15 protein-coding genes are annotated in these 16914 nt (G+C 64.0%); 6 read left to right on the top strand and 9 right to left on the bottom strand.

Going from position 1 to position 16914, the window contains the following annotated elements:
- Window positions 1-6 precede the first annotated feature (6 nt).
- The 4 genes from ACWHVV_RS01390 (at window position 7) to madM (ending at window position 4296) form a co-directional block, all read left to right on the top strand.
- Window positions 7-1362, top strand: a complete 1356-nt coding sequence (locus ACWHVV_RS01390) for a malonyl-CoA decarboxylase (RefSeq protein ID WP_447929107.1) — start codon at window positions 7-9, stop codon at window positions 1360-1362.
- Between the two features lie 38 nt (window positions 1363-1400).
- Window positions 1401-2942 (top strand): malonate--CoA ligase, encoded by a 1542-nt coding sequence (locus tag ACWHVV_RS01385; RefSeq protein WP_447927739.1) that lies wholly within the window; start codon window positions 1401-1403, stop codon window positions 2940-2942.
- 85 nt (window positions 2943-3027) lie between these two features.
- A complete protein-coding gene (gene madL, locus ACWHVV_RS01380; protein WP_447927738.1) occupies window positions 3028-3522 on the top strand; it encodes a malonate transporter subunit MadL in 495 nt (164 codons plus the stop codon).
- A gap of 12 nt (window positions 3523-3534) precedes the next feature.
- On the top strand, window positions 3535-4296 hold the full coding sequence (gene madM / locus ACWHVV_RS01375) for a malonate transporter subunit MadM (RefSeq protein ID WP_447927737.1): 762 nt from the start codon (window positions 3535-3537) through the stop codon (window positions 4294-4296).
- Window positions 4297-4309: 13 nt separating this feature from the next.
- Here the strand turns inward: madM and ACWHVV_RS01370 are convergent, their stop codons facing one another.
- The 7 genes from ACWHVV_RS01370 to ACWHVV_RS01340 all read right to left on the bottom strand — a co-directional run bounded on the left by ACWHVV_RS01370 (window position 4310) and on the right by ACWHVV_RS01340 (window position 12840).
- On the bottom strand, window positions 4310-6007 hold the full coding sequence (locus ACWHVV_RS01370) for an ABC transporter permease (RefSeq protein WP_447927736.1): 1698 nt from the start codon (window positions 6005-6007) through the stop codon (window positions 4310-4312).
- A complete protein-coding gene (locus ACWHVV_RS01365; protein ID WP_447927735.1) occupies window positions 6007-6987 on the bottom strand; it encodes an ABC transporter substrate-binding protein in 981 nt (326 codons plus the stop codon). The genes ACWHVV_RS01370 and ACWHVV_RS01365 overlap by 1 nt, the downstream gene beginning before the upstream one ends.
- Before the next feature lie 49 nt (window positions 6988-7036).
- Window positions 7037-8131, bottom strand: a complete 1095-nt coding sequence (locus ACWHVV_RS01360; protein ID WP_447927734.1) for an ABC transporter ATP-binding protein — start codon at window positions 8129-8131, stop codon at window positions 7037-7039.
- A gap of 103 nt (window positions 8132-8234) precedes the next feature.
- On the bottom strand, window positions 8235-9023 hold the full coding sequence (locus tag ACWHVV_RS01355; protein WP_447927733.1) for a symmetrical bis(5'-nucleosyl)-tetraphosphatase: 789 nt from the start codon (window positions 9021-9023) through the stop codon (window positions 8235-8237).
- A gap of 8 nt (window positions 9024-9031) precedes the next feature.
- A complete protein-coding gene (locus ACWHVV_RS01350; protein WP_447927732.1) occupies window positions 9032-10099 on the bottom strand; it encodes an ABC transporter ATP-binding protein in 1068 nt (355 codons plus the stop codon).
- On the bottom strand, window positions 10092-11858 hold the full coding sequence (locus ACWHVV_RS01345; RefSeq protein ID WP_447927731.1) for an ABC transporter permease: 1767 nt from the start codon (window positions 11856-11858) through the stop codon (window positions 10092-10094). Before ACWHVV_RS01345 ends, ACWHVV_RS01350 begins: the two co-directional genes overlap by 8 nt.
- A 1-nt stretch (window position 11859) precedes the next feature.
- The gene (locus ACWHVV_RS01340) at window positions 11860-12840 is read right to left on the bottom strand and encodes an extracellular solute-binding protein (RefSeq protein ID WP_447927730.1); all 981 of its coding nucleotides are present in this window, start codon (window positions 12838-12840) and stop codon (window positions 11860-11862) included.
- A gap of 180 nt (window positions 12841-13020) precedes the next feature.
- Here ACWHVV_RS01340 and ACWHVV_RS01335 point away from each other — a divergent pair, with 180 nt between their 5' ends.
- Entirely contained in the window at window positions 13021-13953 is a 933-nt protein-coding gene (locus tag ACWHVV_RS01335) for a LysR family transcriptional regulator (protein WP_447927729.1), read from the top strand.
- Between the two features lie 18 nt (window positions 13954-13971).
- Here the strand turns inward: ACWHVV_RS01335 and ACWHVV_RS01330 are convergent, their stop codons facing one another.
- A complete protein-coding gene (locus ACWHVV_RS01330) occupies window positions 13972-15171 on the bottom strand; it encodes a Bcr/CflA family efflux MFS transporter (RefSeq protein WP_447927728.1) in 1200 nt (399 codons plus the stop codon).
- 96 nt (window positions 15172-15267) lie between these two features.
- Entirely contained in the window at window positions 15268-16152 is an 885-nt protein-coding gene (locus tag ACWHVV_RS01325) for a LysR family transcriptional regulator ArgP (protein WP_447927727.1), read from the bottom strand.
- Window positions 16153-16261: 109 nt separating this feature from the next.
- Here ACWHVV_RS01325 and ACWHVV_RS01320 point away from each other — a divergent pair, with 109 nt between their 5' ends.
- Window positions 16262-16864, top strand: a complete 603-nt coding sequence (locus ACWHVV_RS01320; protein ID WP_447927726.1) for a LysE/ArgO family amino acid transporter — start codon at window positions 16262-16264, stop codon at window positions 16862-16864.
- The last annotated feature ends 50 nt before the right edge of the window (window positions 16865-16914 follow it).

Below are 16914 nucleotides of genomic sequence, written 5' to 3'. Positions count from 1 at the left end.
ATGAACATGAATATGACGTTTCTCCAGGGGCTGCTCACCAATATCAGTACGCGTACGCGTCAGCTAAGTAGCGTCCTGGGCAACGAGAAAGACAGCGACAGCCACTTCAAGGGGCTCGCCGCCGCTTGCAAGGGGTTGATGGGTCGTACCGGCGAGGCCTCCCAGATCCTGCTGGCCCAGCAAGCGCTGGCCCACTACCAGGCGCTCACCGAGGAGGAGAAGCTGGCATTCTTTCAGCTTCTTGCCAACGACTACGCCGCGGAACCTGCCGATATTCACAGCGCCTACCAGGCCTACTGCGAGCGTGAGGACAACGCTTCCCTGGAGCGGCTGTTCAACGCCTGCGAGCCGCGCCGCCAGGACCTGCTGCGCCGTTTGAATCTGTGCCCCGGCGGCACCTATGAGCTCGTGAACATGCGCGCCGATCTGCTCAAGTTCCTGCGTCAAACGCCGGAACTCACGGCGCTGGATAGCGACTTTGCGCACCTTTTCAGCTCCTGGTTCAACCGCGGCTTTCTGGTACTCGAAAGCATCGACTGGAACACGCCCGCGGCGGTGCTGGAAAAGCTGATCCGCTACGAGGCGGTGCATGAGATCGGCGACTGGCACGACCTGCGCCGTCGCCTCGACCCGGACGACCGCCGCTGTTACGCGTTCTTCCACCCGGCCACCGGGGACGAGCCGCTGATCTTCGTGGAAGTCGCGCTATGCGACGGCATTCCCGGCAACGTACAAAACATTCTGGAGCACGGCGAAGAATTGCCCCTCGACGACGCGGACACCGCCGTGTTCTACAGCATCAGCAACTGTCAAAAGGGGCTCAAGGGTGTCTCTTTCGGTAACTTTTTGATCAAACAGGTCGTTCAGGAGCTCAGCCGGGAGCTTCCGCAGATCAAGAACTTCGTCACCCTTTCGCCGGTGCCCGGCTTTGCGGATTGGCTCGAGGAGATACGCGGGACGGCCACGCTGTCCGAGGAACTCACGACCTATCTGGAGTCCCACGAAAGCAAGGAGCTCTCCTCGCCCGCGCACAAGGAGTTCATGCGTTTGGCGGCCCACTACCTGACAGAGGTCAAACACAAAAGCGGCCAGCCCTTGAACCCGGTAGCGCGCTTTCACCTGGGCAACGGCGCGAGCCTGCACCGCTTGAACTGGCGAGCGGACACCTCTCGCAAGGGGCTGCAGCAGGCCCACGGCCTAATGGTGAACTATCTTTATCAACTCAACCGTATCGAGCAGAACCACGAAGCGTACAGCGTCAATCACACGGTGGTGTGCGCCAGCGACATTCGCCGCCAGGCGAATCAAGCAAACCAGTATTTAGAAGCCAAGCCATCGGCGAAATCGCCGGCCAAGGCATAAGCCCGGATACGTTTGACGACAATAACAAGGAGTCTTTTATGAACCATAACCTCTACCTGCACTTTTACCCGCACTTCGAGCGCGCGCCGGACAAAGTGCTGATGGACACCCTCGACGGCCAGCGCTACCGCTACAGCGATGTGCTCTGCCAAAGCCGGCGGATCGCCACGACCCTGCTGGCGCTGGGGGTGGAGCCTGGCGACCGGGTCGCTGTTCAGGTCGACAAGAGCCCTGAAATCGTCATGCTGTATCTTGCCTGCCTGCAGGTCGGCGCGGTGTATCTGCCGCTGAACACCGCCTACACCGATAGCGAAATCGCCTACTTTCTGGAAGACGCCGAGCCGCGCCTGTTCGTCTGCCGGCCGGAAGTCCATCGCGAAGCCCGCGCCATCGCCGAGAAAAGCGGCGGTGCCCAGGTCGAGACCCTTGGCACCCGCGCCAACGGCAGCCTGATGGAAAAAGCCGCCAGTGCTGAAGAGACCGACGCCGTATGCGAAGTAGCCGCCGATAACCTGGCCGCCATTTTGTACACCTCGGGCACCACCGGGCGCTCCAAGGGCGCGATGCTGACCCACCAGAATCTCGCTTCCAACAGCCGGGCGCTAACCGAGGCGTGGCAGTACAGTGAGAACGACCATTTGATCCACGCACTGCCCATTTTCCACACCCATGGGCTGTTCGTGGCGTGCAACGTCACGCTGATCAACGGCGCGTCGATGACCTTCTTGCCCAAACTCGACGTCGAAGAACTGCTCGACCTGATGCCGGATTCCACGGTGCTGATGGGCGTACCGACGTTCTACACCCGCCTGCTGGCAAGCCCGCGCCTGAACCGCGAGGTCGTCGCCAACATGCGCCTGTTCATCTCGGGCTCGGCGCCGCTGTTGGCGGAAACCCACGAAGAGTTCAGCGAACGCACCGGTCACGCCATTCTGGAACGCTACGGCATGACCGAGACCAACATGAACACGTCCAACCCGTATGAGGGCGAGCGCCGCCCGGGCACCGTGGGCACGCCGCTTCCAGGGGTGACGGTGCGCATCACCGACCGGGAAACCGGCGCCGAGCTCGCCCAGGGCGAAACCGGCATGGTCGAGCTGACCGGGCCCAACGTGTTCAAGGGCTACTGGCGCATGCCGGAAAAAACCGAGGCCGAGTTTCGCGATGACGGCTACTTCATCACCGGCGATTTGGGCCTGATCGACGACAAGGGCTACCTGAACATCGTCGGCCGCGACAAGGATCTGGTGATTTCCGGCGGCTACAACGTCTACCCGAAGGAGATCGAGCAATTCATCGACGACCTGGACGATGTCGAGGAGTCCGCGGTCATTGGCGTACACCACGCCGACCTGGGCGAGGGCGTGGTCGCCGTCGTGGTCCCCAAGGCGTCGGCACGCGTAGACGAAGCGCAGATTCTCGAGGCGATCAAGGACGACCTGGCGCGCTACAAGCAGCCCAAGCGCGTCTTCTTTACCGAGGCGCTGCCGCGTAACGTGATGGGCAAGGTACAAAAAAACCAGCTGCGCGATACCTACGCCGATACGTTCAGCGAGAAGCCGGCGGCCGCCAACGCCTAACCCACCCACTCAAGGCGTCGATGTAACCCCCTGACGACACGGCGCCGGTATCCCCTAAAAACAAAGACAACGCTAGGAAAACGCCATGGTAATTTACGGAGTCGCTTTGCTGGCCGGCTGCATGCTGGTCGGCCTATGGGTAGGTGATGTGCTGGGCATGCTGCTCGGCGTGGAGTCCAACGTAGGCGGTGTCGGCATCGCCATGCTGCTGCTGATCTTTCTCGGCGGCTATCTCATCGACAAGAACAAGATGCCCGCCAGCACCGAAAGCGGTATTACGTTCTGGAACGGCATGTATATCCCCATCGTGGTCGCCATGGCGGCCAGCCAAAACGTGGCCGCGGCCATCGATGGCGGGATGATTGCGCTGTTGGCAAGCCTTCTGGCGGTGGCGGCAAGCTTCGCGCTGGTCCCCGCGCTGACCAAGCTGGGCCGCCCCAAAGAGGCCGAAACACCGCCCCCCGCACCGGATGCAACGCCGGTCGACAAGGTCGCCTCGCGCGCCCCGGCGTCGCGTTCGAAGAAAACCGCCCGCCCTGCCAAATCCGCGCGTCCCACGCGCCCTCACCACGCCCGCTAAGGAGCTGCCACCATGCTTGACTCACTATTGACGCAGCTCGAAACCCAGCACCTGATCGCCGCCTTCGCCCTGGTGGGCGCGGCCATGTACGTGTCCTACTTGGTGAGCGCCAAGCTCACCAACGGGCGCGTCCACGGCTCCGCCATCGCCATCATGGTGGGCCTGGCGCTGGCCTACTTTGGCGGTATTTATACCGGCGGCACCAAGGGGCTAGCGGATATCAGCCTGTTCGCCGGGCTTGGCCTGATGGGCGGCGGCATGCTGCGCGATCTAGCGATCATCGCCACCGCCTACGGGGTGCGTTTTCAGGAGATTCGCCAGGCCGGGCTGAGCGGGATTCTGGCGCTGTTTTTGGGCGTGATCGTCTCCTTCATTGCCGGTGTGGCCGTGGCCTACGCCTTTGGCTACCGCGACCCGGCCAACCTCACCACCATCGGCGCGGGCACGGTGACCTATATCGTCGGGCCGATCGCCGGCGCCTCCATCGGCGCCTCGTCGGAAGTGATTGCGCTCTCCATCGCCGCGGGCCTGTTCAAGTCGATTCTGGTGATGGTGCTCACGCCGATCGCCGCGCGCCGTATCGGCCTGGACAACCCACGCTCGGCAATGATCTTCGGCGGGCTGATGGGCACCACCAGCGGCGTGGCCGCCGGGCTCGCCGCCACCGACCCGAAGCTGGTGCCTTATGGCGCCATGACGGCTACCTTCTACACCGGCCTGGGCGCACTGCTGGCGCCGTCGCTTTTGTACTTCTGCGTGCGGGCTATTTTCTAGCGTAACCAACGCCTTAACCGGCAATCGGCAGGCGCTTGCGGCTGAATACCGTAAGCGCTACCAACAGCGCCGTGGTGGTGAAGATCGCCACGGCACTCATCGCCATGCCTACTCCGGGCGAACCCTGCTCGAACTGGCCGAACACGAAGGTCGAGACGGTACTCACCCCGGCCGGGGCCACCATGATCGAGGCCACCAATTCTCGGGAGGCGATGGCAAACACCAAAAGCATCGACACCAGCAGGCTCGGCGCCAGCGCCGGCAGCAGGATGCGCCGAAATGTCGTCACGAAGCCCGCCCCGCAGACCCGCGCCGCCGCCTCCAGGCTCTCGCCCATTTGCCGAAACGCCGCACTTGCGTAACGCACCGGGTAAGGCAGCAGCAGGCAGGCGTAGGCGAGCAGGAGCATGGCGGAGGTGTTGTACACCTGAATGGGCCAGTAGCTCTGATTCCAGGCGAGAATCAGCCCCACCGCCACTACAATGCCCGGCAGCGTATTGGGCAAAAGCGATAGAAGATCCAGCACGCCCTTGCCGCGCACCTGCGCCCGCACCACCAGATACCCCACCAAAGCGCCCAGCACCCCGGTCAAAAGCGCCGCCCCGATGGCCAGGCTCAAACTGGTGCTTAGCGCCTGCAGCGCCCCGCTGCGGTTGGCGAAAAGCGCCTCGAAATGGCGAAGCGAGAGATTATCAAGCGTTAGGCCACCGGAGAGCGTGCCGGTGAGTGCGGTGGCCAGCACCGCCAGTATGGGCACGCACACGGAGACGAACGCCACCAGCGAGAAAAACACCACTACCGGCCATTTCCACGGGCCCAGCTCGGCGCGCTCGAGCGTGACGGGCTTACCGGTTTGGCTGACGAACGAGCGCCGGGTCACCAGGTAGTGCTGAAGATAAAAGGCCGCCATGGCGAGCATCACCAGCAAAAGCGAAAGCACCGCCGCCCCGGGGATGTCGATCGGCCAGTCGGAGAAGCGCTGGTGAATGCCGGTGACCAGCACGTAGTAGCCGGACTGCGCCCCCAGGGTCGCCGGGGTGCCGAACTCCTCGATGGTCAGCGCGAACACCAGAAGCAGACTCGCCGCGATCCCCGGCGTGGAGAGCGGCAACGTCACCCGCCAAAGTGCCTGAAATCGAGACGCTCCACACACCCGGGCCGCCGAGGCGTAGCGCCCGCCCACGCTCATCATGGTGCGCGAAACCGCAAAGTAGACCACGGGAAAGACGTTGAGCGTCATCACGAACACGATGCCGGAAAACGAGAACAGGAAACTACTCGCCTCCAGCCCCACCAGCTGTTCGACGTAGCCCCGCGGCTGCAGGCTCAGCATCCAGGAGAGCGCGGCGATGTAGGGCGGAATCATGAACGGAATCAGAAAGATCAGATCCCAGGCCGCCCCGCCCGGCACCCGGGTCAGCGCACGAAGTGCGCCCAGCGGTACCGCCAGCACCGCACAGGCCATGACCACCATCACGCCCAGGCGCAGCGTGTTCCATAAAAGTGTGAGCAGCGCCGGGTCCGAAAGCGTGGGCACGAACAGCGAGAACGCCTCGGAAAACTCCCCGCGGGAAAGATTCGGAAACACCGCCTGCAGCACGATATAGGCAAGCGGCAGGCCCACCAGCAGTAAAAGTGCCACCACGGCGACCCACAAGACGACGCCTGCCCCGTCGAAGCGGGGAAGGCGCAGGTTGGGAAATGGGTTCATCACCGCTGGGTGATCTCACGGAAGCGCTCGAGGATCGCCTCGCGCTGCTCGTTCATCGCCTCGCTGTCCACGTCGATCAGCGTAAGCTCGTCCAGCGTCGGACGAAGTGCGTCGACATCACTACGCGCCGGCATCAGGTAGCGCTCGGCCACGCGGCTCTGGCCCTGCTCGGAGAGTACGAAATCGAGAAACTGCTCGGCTTCATCCTTCACGTCGCTGGAGTCGAGAATCATCATCGGACGCGGGGCGATCACCGTACCGCTGTCAGGGAAGATGACGTCGATCGCCTCGCCTTCGGCCTGCTGGCCAAGCGAAATGTAATCCACAGCGCCGAATACTACCGACTTCGCCCCTTGCAATACCGGGTTCAGCGCGCGGGCGTTGGGGCCGGGCACGATCATGCCGTTATCCATCAAGGATTCCAGCAGCGACCAGGTCTGCTCCTCGCCCATGGCGGTCAGAAGCCCGGTCACAAGTTCAAAGGCCGCGCCGGACTGGGCCGGGTCGGGCATGGTGATCTGGCCCTGGTAGGCCTCGTCGGTCAGGTCGCTCCAGTCGCTGGGACGCGGCGTATCGCTGTTTTGATTCCACACCAGCGCCAGCGCCGAGACGCCCTGGGCGATGTAATCATCAGCCTTTAGAAAGTCCGGCACGTTGTCGGCGCCTTCCGGCGTGTAGCTATGCAGAAGCCCCTCGTCGGACATCGACACCGCGCTCTCCCAGGAGGCGGAGATCACCACGTCGGCGAGCGGGTTCGAACGCTCGGACTCGAGACGCGCCATGACCTGGCCGGTGGTGCTCTGAAAAACATCCACCTCGATGCCGCTTTGCTCGGTGAAGTCCGCGGCAAGCTGATCGATCAACGCACCGGGGCCCGAGGAGTAGACGGTCAAAACCTGGGCAGACGCCTGACCGCTAAGCCCGAGCAGCGCGCCGGCGCTTAGCGTGAAAAGAGTCGAGCGAAAAGAGAAACGAGACATTTAGCAATCCTTGATGGTCAATGAACCAGATCGTGAGTGAGCGTCGAGGTCAAGCCAGCGCCGCCATGGCGCGCAGCGGCGTGCAGGCAAGTCGTTCACCGTCGGGCGTCCAAGCGGTCAGTGAGCCGGCGTCGACGGCCAGCCCCGCACGGTCGGTCGGGGGATGCGGCTGCGCGGTACGCAGCTTGACGGTGGTGGTGGGATCCAGCGAAAGCGTCAGCGCGGTATGGTCACCCTGGAAGACACGGCCCTTGACGTCGCAGGTCAGTTCCGCCTGCTCCAATGGCACCAGCCGCACCGCCAACCTGGGCAGAAGAACCCGGGCTGGGCCGTGATAACCCGGCTCGGTCGACACGAAAAGGGTTTGGCCGGCCACATGAAGCCCCGCCGCGCCGAAGTGGCCTTCCAACAGCGCCCCGGCATCAATGAACGAGGCGATCGCCGGGGTGGCCGGGCCATGGTAGAGCGCTTCGGGCGTGGCGACCTGCTGCAAGCGGCCGTCCTGGAGCACCGCGACTTCGTCGGCCAGCGCGAAGGCTTCGTGCTGGTCGTGGGTGACGAACACCGTGGTCAGCGAAAGCTCTTCGATCAGAGCGCGGATTTCCAGCGCCAGATTATCGCGCAGGCCCTTGTCCAGATTGGACAGCGGCTCGTCCATCAGCAAAAGTCGGGGCTTGCCGACGATGGCGCGGGCGAGCGCGACGCGCTGCTGCTGGCCGCCGGAGAGCGAGCCCGGTGGGCGGTCGGCGAACTCGGCAAGCCCCACCAATGAAAGTGCCCACGCCACCTGAGTGCGGCGAGCGTTCGCCTTGACGCCCTGCATCTCCAACGGGAACGCTACGTTTTGGGCCACGCTCATGTGGGGCCACAGCGCGTAATCCTGAAACACCATGCCCAGCTTTCGCTCATTGGGGCTCAAGTGCCCCTTGGCGCTGGCCACGCACTGCCCGGCTAGAGCGATCTCGCCGGCATCGATGCCGGTTAGCCCGGCAATGCAGCGAAGCAGCGTGGTCTTTCCACACCCGGACGGACCTAAAAGCGCCAGCACCTTGCCTTGGCCCAATCGCAGGTCGATCCCCTCGAGGGCTTTTTTATCGCCAAAGGATTTATGTATTCCTTCAACCACCAGCGTAGGTTCACCCATGGGTCATCCCGGTTAAATACTCATCATGCTAACGAGAGAGCATGACAAGCGGTTTACAGAAGTCCGATTTTGCTTTCGGCGCGGGGTCTTGACTGACCATCGTTCACACATCGATCAACGCCCCTTGCACGACTCTCACCACGCTTAACGCGTGCCCGTAAACGCAGCCGGTATCCAGACAGCGGATATCGGCGCGCCCCGTGTCACCGTGAAGGCTGGACCAGTGACCGAACGCCCATATGCCGGACTGGGTGGGCCAGGCGTCGAACCAGGGCACCAGTGAGGCGCTCTTTTGGGCCGGCGATTTAGCAGTGAAGTCGATGGTCGGATGATTCGGGTCGGAGACGTCGCAGTAGCGCATTTCGGTGAAGGCGCAGATGATGTGCTGCCAGCTATCCATGCCGCCCTGGGTATGGCGGTAAGGCGAGCGCGCCAGCTGCGCGAGCCACGCATCGCTTGCCATGCGCAGCACCTGGCTTGCCTGGAACGCGTAGCGCTCGGCCAGCGCCAGACTCCACCCGGGAAAGATACCCGCGTGGGAGAGCGTCAGCTCGAGCGAGGGCTCGCGCAGCAAAAGCGGCTGCTGGCGCAGCCAGTGCTTCCAGTCGACACTGCCTTTATCGCTCAGAACGGGCGCGAGGGCGGCGTCCCCCGGCCCATGAGCGCCGGCCAGCTGGCCCAGTAGCCGCGTTTCGTGGTTGCCCAGCACCATCTGGAAGCGATCGCCCAGCGAGGCCACTAGGCGTAGCACCTCCAGGGAGTGCGGCCCCTTGCCCACCAGATCCCCCACGCTCCAGAGCCGGTCTACGTTGGGGTCGAAGCCGATCCGCCCCAGCGCCTCTTCCAGGTCATCGATGCAGCCGTGCACATCGCCTACCACATATAAAGCCACGGGCCTCCTTAGGTGAATGCCAGCGCGCTGTGGTACGGAAAGGCGACGTGCAGCGCAGCGCCGCGCTCATGGGGCTGCTCGCTGGTCAAGGAGAGCAGCGTGCCGCCCAGGTCCAGGCGCAGCCGCCACTGGTGGCCTTCGAAAAGGCACTGGCGCACGGTGCCCGAGAGGTAGTTGGTGTTCGGCTGCGCGGCTTCATCCTGCGAGCACAGGCGAATGGAGCCGCTGTGAAGCATCAGGCTCACCGGCTCGCCGGCAACGCTTTGGGCGTCTTGCGTCAAGCAGCACGCCAGGCGCTGGCCGTTGACTGCCACTTGCCAGGTCTGTTCGTCGAGCGGGTGTTCCAGCCACGCCGTCAGCCGGCTATCGAAGCCGGCAAGCCCCGCCACCCAGGGCGAGGCCGGCTGGGCGAACAGCGTACGTACCGGCCCCGCCTGCTCCAGGTAGCCCTCCTTGAGCACCAAAAGCTCATCGGCGAAGGCGCACGCCTCCAGCGGGTCGTGGGTGACGTAGAGCACGGTCTTGTTCAGCCGCTCGAAAAGATCGGCCAGCTCGAAGCGCATCTCCATACGCAGTTGCACGTCCAGGTTGGAGAGCGGCTCGTCGAAGAGCAGCACCTCCGGGTCGGTGGCCAGCGCCCGGGCGATGGCCACCCGCTGCTGCTGCCCGCCGGAGAGCTGCGACGGCAGCCGGTCGCCGTAATCCTCCAGATGTAAAAGCGCCAACAGCTCGTCCACACGCTGGCGCCGTTCAACTCGCGAAAGCGCGGTTAGCCCATAGCCGACGATACGGCGCACGTTCATGTGTGGCCAAAGCGCGTAGTCCTGAAACACCATGTTGATCGGGCGTTTTTCCGGCGGCAGTGAAAAGCCGGGTTTGGCGATGAGCTGGCCGTTGATGCGCACCTCGCCGCTGTCCGGCTCCTCCAGCCCGGAAATCAGCTTGAGCAGGGTGGATTTTCCGCACCCGGACGGGCCGAGCACCGCCAGCACGCGCCCCGGCGCCAACGTTAGGCTAATATCGCTCAGCGCAACCGCGGGGCCGTAACGCCGGCCCAAGTGGGAGAGTTCAAGCATGGCGTACCTCGGCGTTGTCAGCCGGCACCGGCGTCTTTGGCGGGTGCGTATGCAATAAGTGTTGAAACAGGCGCCGCGCGCTCATGTGAACGGCTTGAATCACGCCAAGCGTCAGCGCCGCGGCGACCAGCGTCGAGGCGGTGGACTCGCCGTAGAGCCCCTGCTGGAACATGCGGTTGATCACCACGGGCAGCACCTCGTAGCCAGGCGGGTGAAGAATGGAGGTGATCGCCAGATCGAACACGCTGGAGCCGAAGCTCGCCAACCCCGCGGAGAGAAACGCGGTCAGCGTCAGCGGCAGCAAGATGGTGAAAAGCCGCCGCCATACGCCCGCCCCCTGCAAGGCCGCAGCGGCCATGAAGGAGTGAGGGATCTGCCCCATCGCCCCCAGCAAGACGCGAATGGCGATGGGAATGGCACCGGCCATACCCGCCAGCACCAGCAAGGCGGGATGGCCGTAAAGGCTAAGCCCCAGGGCGTCGAGCCAGGGGTGGTTCCACAGAAAAATGAACCCCACGCCCAGAATCACCCCGGGCACGGCCAGCGTGATGGTCGAGATCACGTTGATCAGCCCGTTCAGGTAGAACTGGCTGAACGTGAGCAGATACGCCGCCAAAAAAGCGACCAGCAAACTGGCCACGGCGGCGATCGCGGCGATCTGAAACGAATTGGCCAGCGCCGCCCGCAGCCCCGAGCCGCTTGCCAGTACCGTCCGGTAGTGGGCAAGCGTCATGTTGCTCGCCGTCACGCCGTCGCCGAGATTGTCCAACAGCGAGACCACCAGGCTGCTGCAAAGCGGAATGCCCACCGCGACGGCCACGAAGCCGAAGGCCGCCGCGGTGAGCAGCGGATGCCCGCGGGTCGCCGGCCGGCCCGCCTCGGCCTTGGCGGTCAGAAAATCGAACCGGGAGCGGCGCAGAAGCCACAGATACAGCGCCACGGCCACCACCAGAATCGCCATCAGGTACACCGAGAGCACCCCGGCCAGATCGAAGCGAATCGGCGACTGGTTCATCGCGGTGAAGATGGTGTAGGGCAGCGTGGGAAACCGGTAGGTCGTCGCCAGCGCCGCCGGCAGGCCGAAGTCACCCAGTGTGTCGATGAACACTAGCACCATGCCCGAGAGTATCGCGGGGGCCAGCAGTGGCAGGCGGATAGTCGCCAGGGTGCGCAGGGGCCCGGCGCCGCACAGGCGTGCGGCGTGCTGATGCTCCTTGACGTGCCACTGCATGGCGGCGGTGATCGCCAGATACGCGAACGGAAAGTTCTTGAAGCACATGATCGCCACCAGCCCCGGCGGCGAAAAGACCGCGGCGTTCACCCAGTCAGCGCCCAGCCACTGGGCGGCGATACCGCTTTTGATGCTGAACAGTATCCACCCCTGGGCGACGATGAACGACGGCACGATCAGCATGGCCCAGGCGCACAGATCCAGCGCCGCCGCGCCCCAGGCCGAACACTGCTGGCGCACCACGGCGAGCCCCCCGCCGATCAGCGTGCCGAACAGCGCCGTATATCCCGCAAGATAAAGCGAGTTGGTCAGCGAGACGCGCCAAAGCCTGCGATGGAAAAGCTCGGCCAGGTTCGAAAAACCGGCAAAGCGGGTATCGCCTTGCAGGATGCCCGGCCAGAACGCCTGCAGCAGCACCAGCGTCATGGGCACGGCGACCAGCACCAGCAGTACCAGGGTGATCGCCGCGCCGAGCAGCGTGTCGGGCTTGAAGCGCCCCAGACCGCGCCGGGTTTTCATGGCCTGCATGTTAGTAAACGGCCTGATCGGCGAACCAGTTCTTGATCGCCGCCTCGTTCTCGGCGGCCCACTCGGCGGGGGCCACGTTGTAGACGGCGTTCGCCTCGGGGCCATAGGGAAGCGGCGTGACACCCTCGACCGGCGAAAGGAACAGGCCGTCCTTGCCGCCGTTGTCGGTCAGAAACTGCTGCGTCTCGGGGTCGAGCATCCAGTTGGCGAACGCCTCGGCCGCCTCCGTCTGTTCGGTGTCGGCCTGGATGGCGACCCCGCGCGAGGAGGCCGGCGCGCCGCCTTCCGGCCACACCACCTCGACCGGCTCGCCGGACTCTTTCAAGGCGTAGGCGTTGGGCGACGAGAGCATCGCCACGGAGATTTCGCCGGAGGCCAGCGCCCGCCCGGTCGGGCCATTGGTGCGAAACACCCGCAGGTCGTTGTCCAGTATGCCGGAGTAGAGTTCGCGCGCCTGCTCCATTCCCCGGTCGTAGTGCAGCCAGGCCACACAGGGGTAAGCCGGCGCCGCCACCGCCGGGTCCGCCTGGCCGACCACGCCTTCGAATCGGCTGTCCGTCAGGTCATCGAAGGAGGTCGGCGCCTGGTCCACCAGGTCGGTGCGATACGCCAGGGCGCAGGAGGCGGTCGTGCCCGCCGGTACCCAGGCACGGCTCTCGGGTAGCAAGGCGCGGCCCTGCTCGGTGAGATGGCGCTGGTTATCGACCTCGAGGTCGCGTTTGAGAAGCCCCTGCTGGTCCAGGCTGTGCAGGCTGCCCACCCCGTCGAACAGCAGCACGTCCCAGTTGGGGTTGTTGCGCTCGGCGGCGATACGCGCAAGTAAATTGCCGCCGCTCATCTGAACGACCTCGATCTCGAAGCCGGTGTCCGCCGTGAAGCGCTCGCCGATGATGTCTTCGAAGTCGTTGGTATAGAGCACTAAGGGCGACGCCAGGGCGGCGTTGCTCAGTAACCCAAGGCATAGGCCGGTGACTGCTTTCATGGTGAGGACTCCCCGTTGAGAATGCGTTGCCTGCTGAGACGGCGCTAATCTAACGCCAGCGCTCAACGTCTTGAATACGCCTTGTCGTCCCAGTATTGCGGACGTTCTTTGCGCTAATGTGTCACAAGACTGCAATCACACCTTGGTAAGTAACGGGAGCCCATCCAACGCGAGAGTGCTATGCCGGAAACCAAGCAAACGAACGACTCCTTACCTCAGGTCGCCGCGTTCGTGCAGACCGTACGCCAGGGCGGCTTTGCCGCGGCGGGTAGAAAACTGGGGCTCTCGGCCTCGGCGGTGGGCAAAAGCGTGACGCGCATGGAGCAGCGTCTGGGGGTGAAACTGCTCAACCGAACGACGCGCAGCGTGGCGCTGACCGAGATCGGCGAGGCCGTCTTCGGGCGCTACACCCACGTACTGGAGCTACTCAAGGAAGTGGATCTGCTCGCCGGCCAGGACGCGCAAACGCTGAGCGGCACGCTAAAGCTCGACCTACCCAAGGTATACGGCGCTCGGGTCATCGGCCCCATGCTTGCCCGGTTTGCAAGCCTGCACCCCGGCATCAGCCTGGACATTCGGCTCAACGACGAAGTGTGTCATCTCGTCGAAGAAGGGGTCGATCTTGCCGTTCGAATCGGCACCGTGGCGGATAGCGACCTGATTGCCCGGCCGCTGGACCGCCAGCGCCTGGTCGTCGTCGCCTCGAAGGAGTATCTCGCGCGTTACGGCACGCCGCAAAAGGCCCGGGCGCTTGGTGAACATCAGTGTCTGGGGTTTCGAAGCGCCTCGACCGGGCGTCTCAGGCCCTGGCTATTCAAAGATGAAAGCGGCGTGGATACGTCCCTGGCGCTCGATCATCGCTACCGTTTCGACGAAGGCATCGCCATCAAACGCGCCGCAGAGGCCGGGCTGGGCGTGGCCCAACTGCCCTCCTACATGGTGCGCCGCGCCGTGAAAGAGGGAACGCTGGTCAGGCTTTTGGATGAGTTCCGCCCGGGCCCTACGCCCATTCAGCTCATCTACACTCAAAAGAGCAAGCACAACGTCCGGCTTCAGGCGCTGGTGAATTTTCTGCTCGACGAGGCGCGCCAGGGGCGGTTCGGGCCGAGCTGAGAGCACCGCACCAGCGCTTCAGTTGGCCTCGACGGCCGCCCGGCCCTTGATGATCGAGCGGGCCAGCATCAGATACGCGATGGCCCCGCAGGCTGCCATGGCCAGAATGATGGCCTCGAGGGTGTGCGGTAGCACCGTGGAAAGCCCGCTAACGATGCCGGCGATGCCGAACTGGGCGGCGCCCAGCAGTGCCGCCGCCGTGCCGCCGCTGGTCGGGAAGAACTCCAGAAAGCAGGCCTGAATGTTCGGGGTGATCGCCCCCATCGCGCCGATGGTCAGCATCATGGCCGGCAGGAAGGCATAGAGCGGCCAGTCCATGAAGGCGGCGGTGATCAACAGCACCATGCCCACGGCCTGGCACCCCGAGGCGAGCTGCAAAATGCGCAGCGACGGCAAGCGCGAGAGCAGCAGCCGGTTGAAGATATTGAATACCAGCATGGTGAGAATATTGGCGGCGAACAGCAGCGAGAACGTCGACGGCGACTGCTCGAAGTGCCCCTGATAGATAAAGGAGGCGTAGGTGATGAACATCATCATGGTGGAGAACGACGCCGCCTGCCAAACGATGAACGGCAGCGCCGGTTTGGTCGAAAGCACCAGTTTGTAGCGCGCCAGCAGGCTCATTTGCGGGCTTTTGGCCCGCGAGACCTTGCCCCTACCGGAAAACACCGCCCGCATCAGCAGCGGCACCAATACCAAAGCATAGACCGCCAGCGCGAAGAAGATGTAGTGCCAGGAGCCAAAGGAGAGAATCGCGCTACCGACGCTGGGCGCCACCCCCGGCGCCAGCACCATGATGAACCCCATCATCGAGAAGAGCTTGGCGGCGTCACGTCCCGCCACGCGGTCGCGCACCAGCGCGGGGACCGAGACCAGCGTCCAGCCCGCGCCGAACGCCTGGATCGCCCGCCCGATCAGCAGCGCATCGAGCGACTCGGCCATACCGATGGCAATGCTCGCGACGGCGAAGACCCCGAGCCCGCCCATCAAAATACGCTGGCGCCCGAAACGGTCCGACAGCGCCCCGCCCACTAGCTGGCCCAGCGCCATCGCGAACACGTAGATCGACACGCTCAGCGAGATCGCCTGCTGCGAAACGCCAAGCGACTCGCCGATCACCGGAAAGGCCGGCAGGTAAGTGTCCATGGAAAAGGGGCCCAGCATCATCGTCAGTGCCAGGCTCAGCACGACGATGAAAGGCGTTTTGGGTCGACTCATGATAACTCGCGTTTGAATGGCTTAAGACGTATGGCGACCCCGCTATGATAAAGCGTGGCGCCCGGCACGGCCAGCCAGGGCGGCGCAGAGCCGCACTCAAACGACCAGCCTTTGGCGCGTTTCGCACTGAAGATGGCGCGTCAAAAGCGCCGAGAGCTCGCCGCTTTGACGCCAGGCGTGCCAGTAAAGCGGCACGTCGACCACGTGGCCCGGGCACAGTTCGACCAGCCGCCCCTGGGCAAGCGCCTGCTCGATCTGAAGCTCGGGGACCATTCCCCAGCCCAGCCCACTTTCGAGCAGCCGGACGAACCCTTCCGACGAAGGGCAGATATGGTGGGCAAAGCCCTCCGCAACGCCAAGGCCTTGCGCGTAGCGGTGCTGTAGCCGGTCATCGGTGCCGAAAATGATCGCCGGCGCGTGATAGAGCCGATCGATGGTCACGCCCTCGGCAAAGTGGCGGTCGATGAATGCCGGGCTCGCCACCCCCAGGTAGCGCATCGCCCCCAGCGCCACGCTTTCGGCGCCCGCGACCGGCTGGGGCGTGGCGCAAACACAGCCCGCCACATCGCCGGCCCGCATCCGCTTCAAACCCACGTCCTGATCCTCGACGACCAGCTCGATCAGCACCCGATGCGCCTCGCAAAACGCCGCGACCGCGTCCGCCCACCAGGTGGCCAGGCTATCGGCATTCAGCGCGATGCGTAACCGGTTCACGCCTCCTTCGTTGAGCGCCGGTACCAGCGCGCCCAAATCGCGCTCCAGAAGACGCACCTGCTGAACGTGGTTGAGTAGCCGCCGGCCCGCCTCGGTGGGCACGGGCGGCGTTACCCGTGTGAGCACCGGCTGACCCAGCCGTGCCTCTAAAAGCTTGATACGCTGGGAAACCGCGGACTGGCTGAGCCCCAGCGCCTGGGCGGCGCGCTCAAAACCGCCCTGTTCGATCACCTGCGCCAACGCGGTCAAGAGCTTGTAGTCGAGCAATCAGTTTTCCTAATGCAGCATGGGGAATATTCGTTTTATTTATAGCCTGGCACCCAACAAACTGCCCACCACTTTTCATAAAGGCGAACAGATCAAGGAGGTAAAGGCGATGGGCCAGAGTTATCTCAACGGGGTGTTCATGGGGCTGGGGCTGATCGTGGCCATCGGCGCGCAAAACGCCTTCGTTTTATCGCAGAGCATCAAGCGCGAGCATTCGTTGCTCATCGCCCTGGTGTGCATTGCCTGCGACGCGGTGCTGATCGGCGCGGGCGTGCTGGGCGTTGCCACCGTGCTTTCGCAAAGTGCGCTGCTGCTCGCTTTCGCCCGCTGGGGCGGGGCGGCATTTTTGATTGGCTACGCGTTCATGGCGCTCAAGCGCGCGGCGCACAGTGAGGCGCTACGGGCGAAAGGCGGGGCGAAACGCTCGCGGACCGCGGTTCTCTCGGCCACTCTTGCCATCACGCTGTTAAACCCCCACGTGTATTTGGATACGGTGCTTTTGATCGGCTCGCTCGGCGCGCAGCAGCCAACCCCCACGGCCTTTGCTTTTGGGGCGATCAGCGCCTCGACAATTTGGTTCAGCGCTCTGGCGTTGGCGGGCCACCGCCTCGCCCCCTGGCTTTCGAGGCCGGTTACCTGGCGGCTGATCGATCTGGGCGTGGCTGTGATGATGTTCGCCATTGCGCTGCAGTTGATCCTCGGCGCGGTGTAAAAAAGTAGCCTGCTAAGAGATATGCTAAGCTAGTCGATCCGCTCTCATAA

Source organism: Vreelandella sp. EE27, from assembly GCF_968206495.1.
This window is presented reverse-complemented; position numbering and strand designations above follow the sequence as displayed.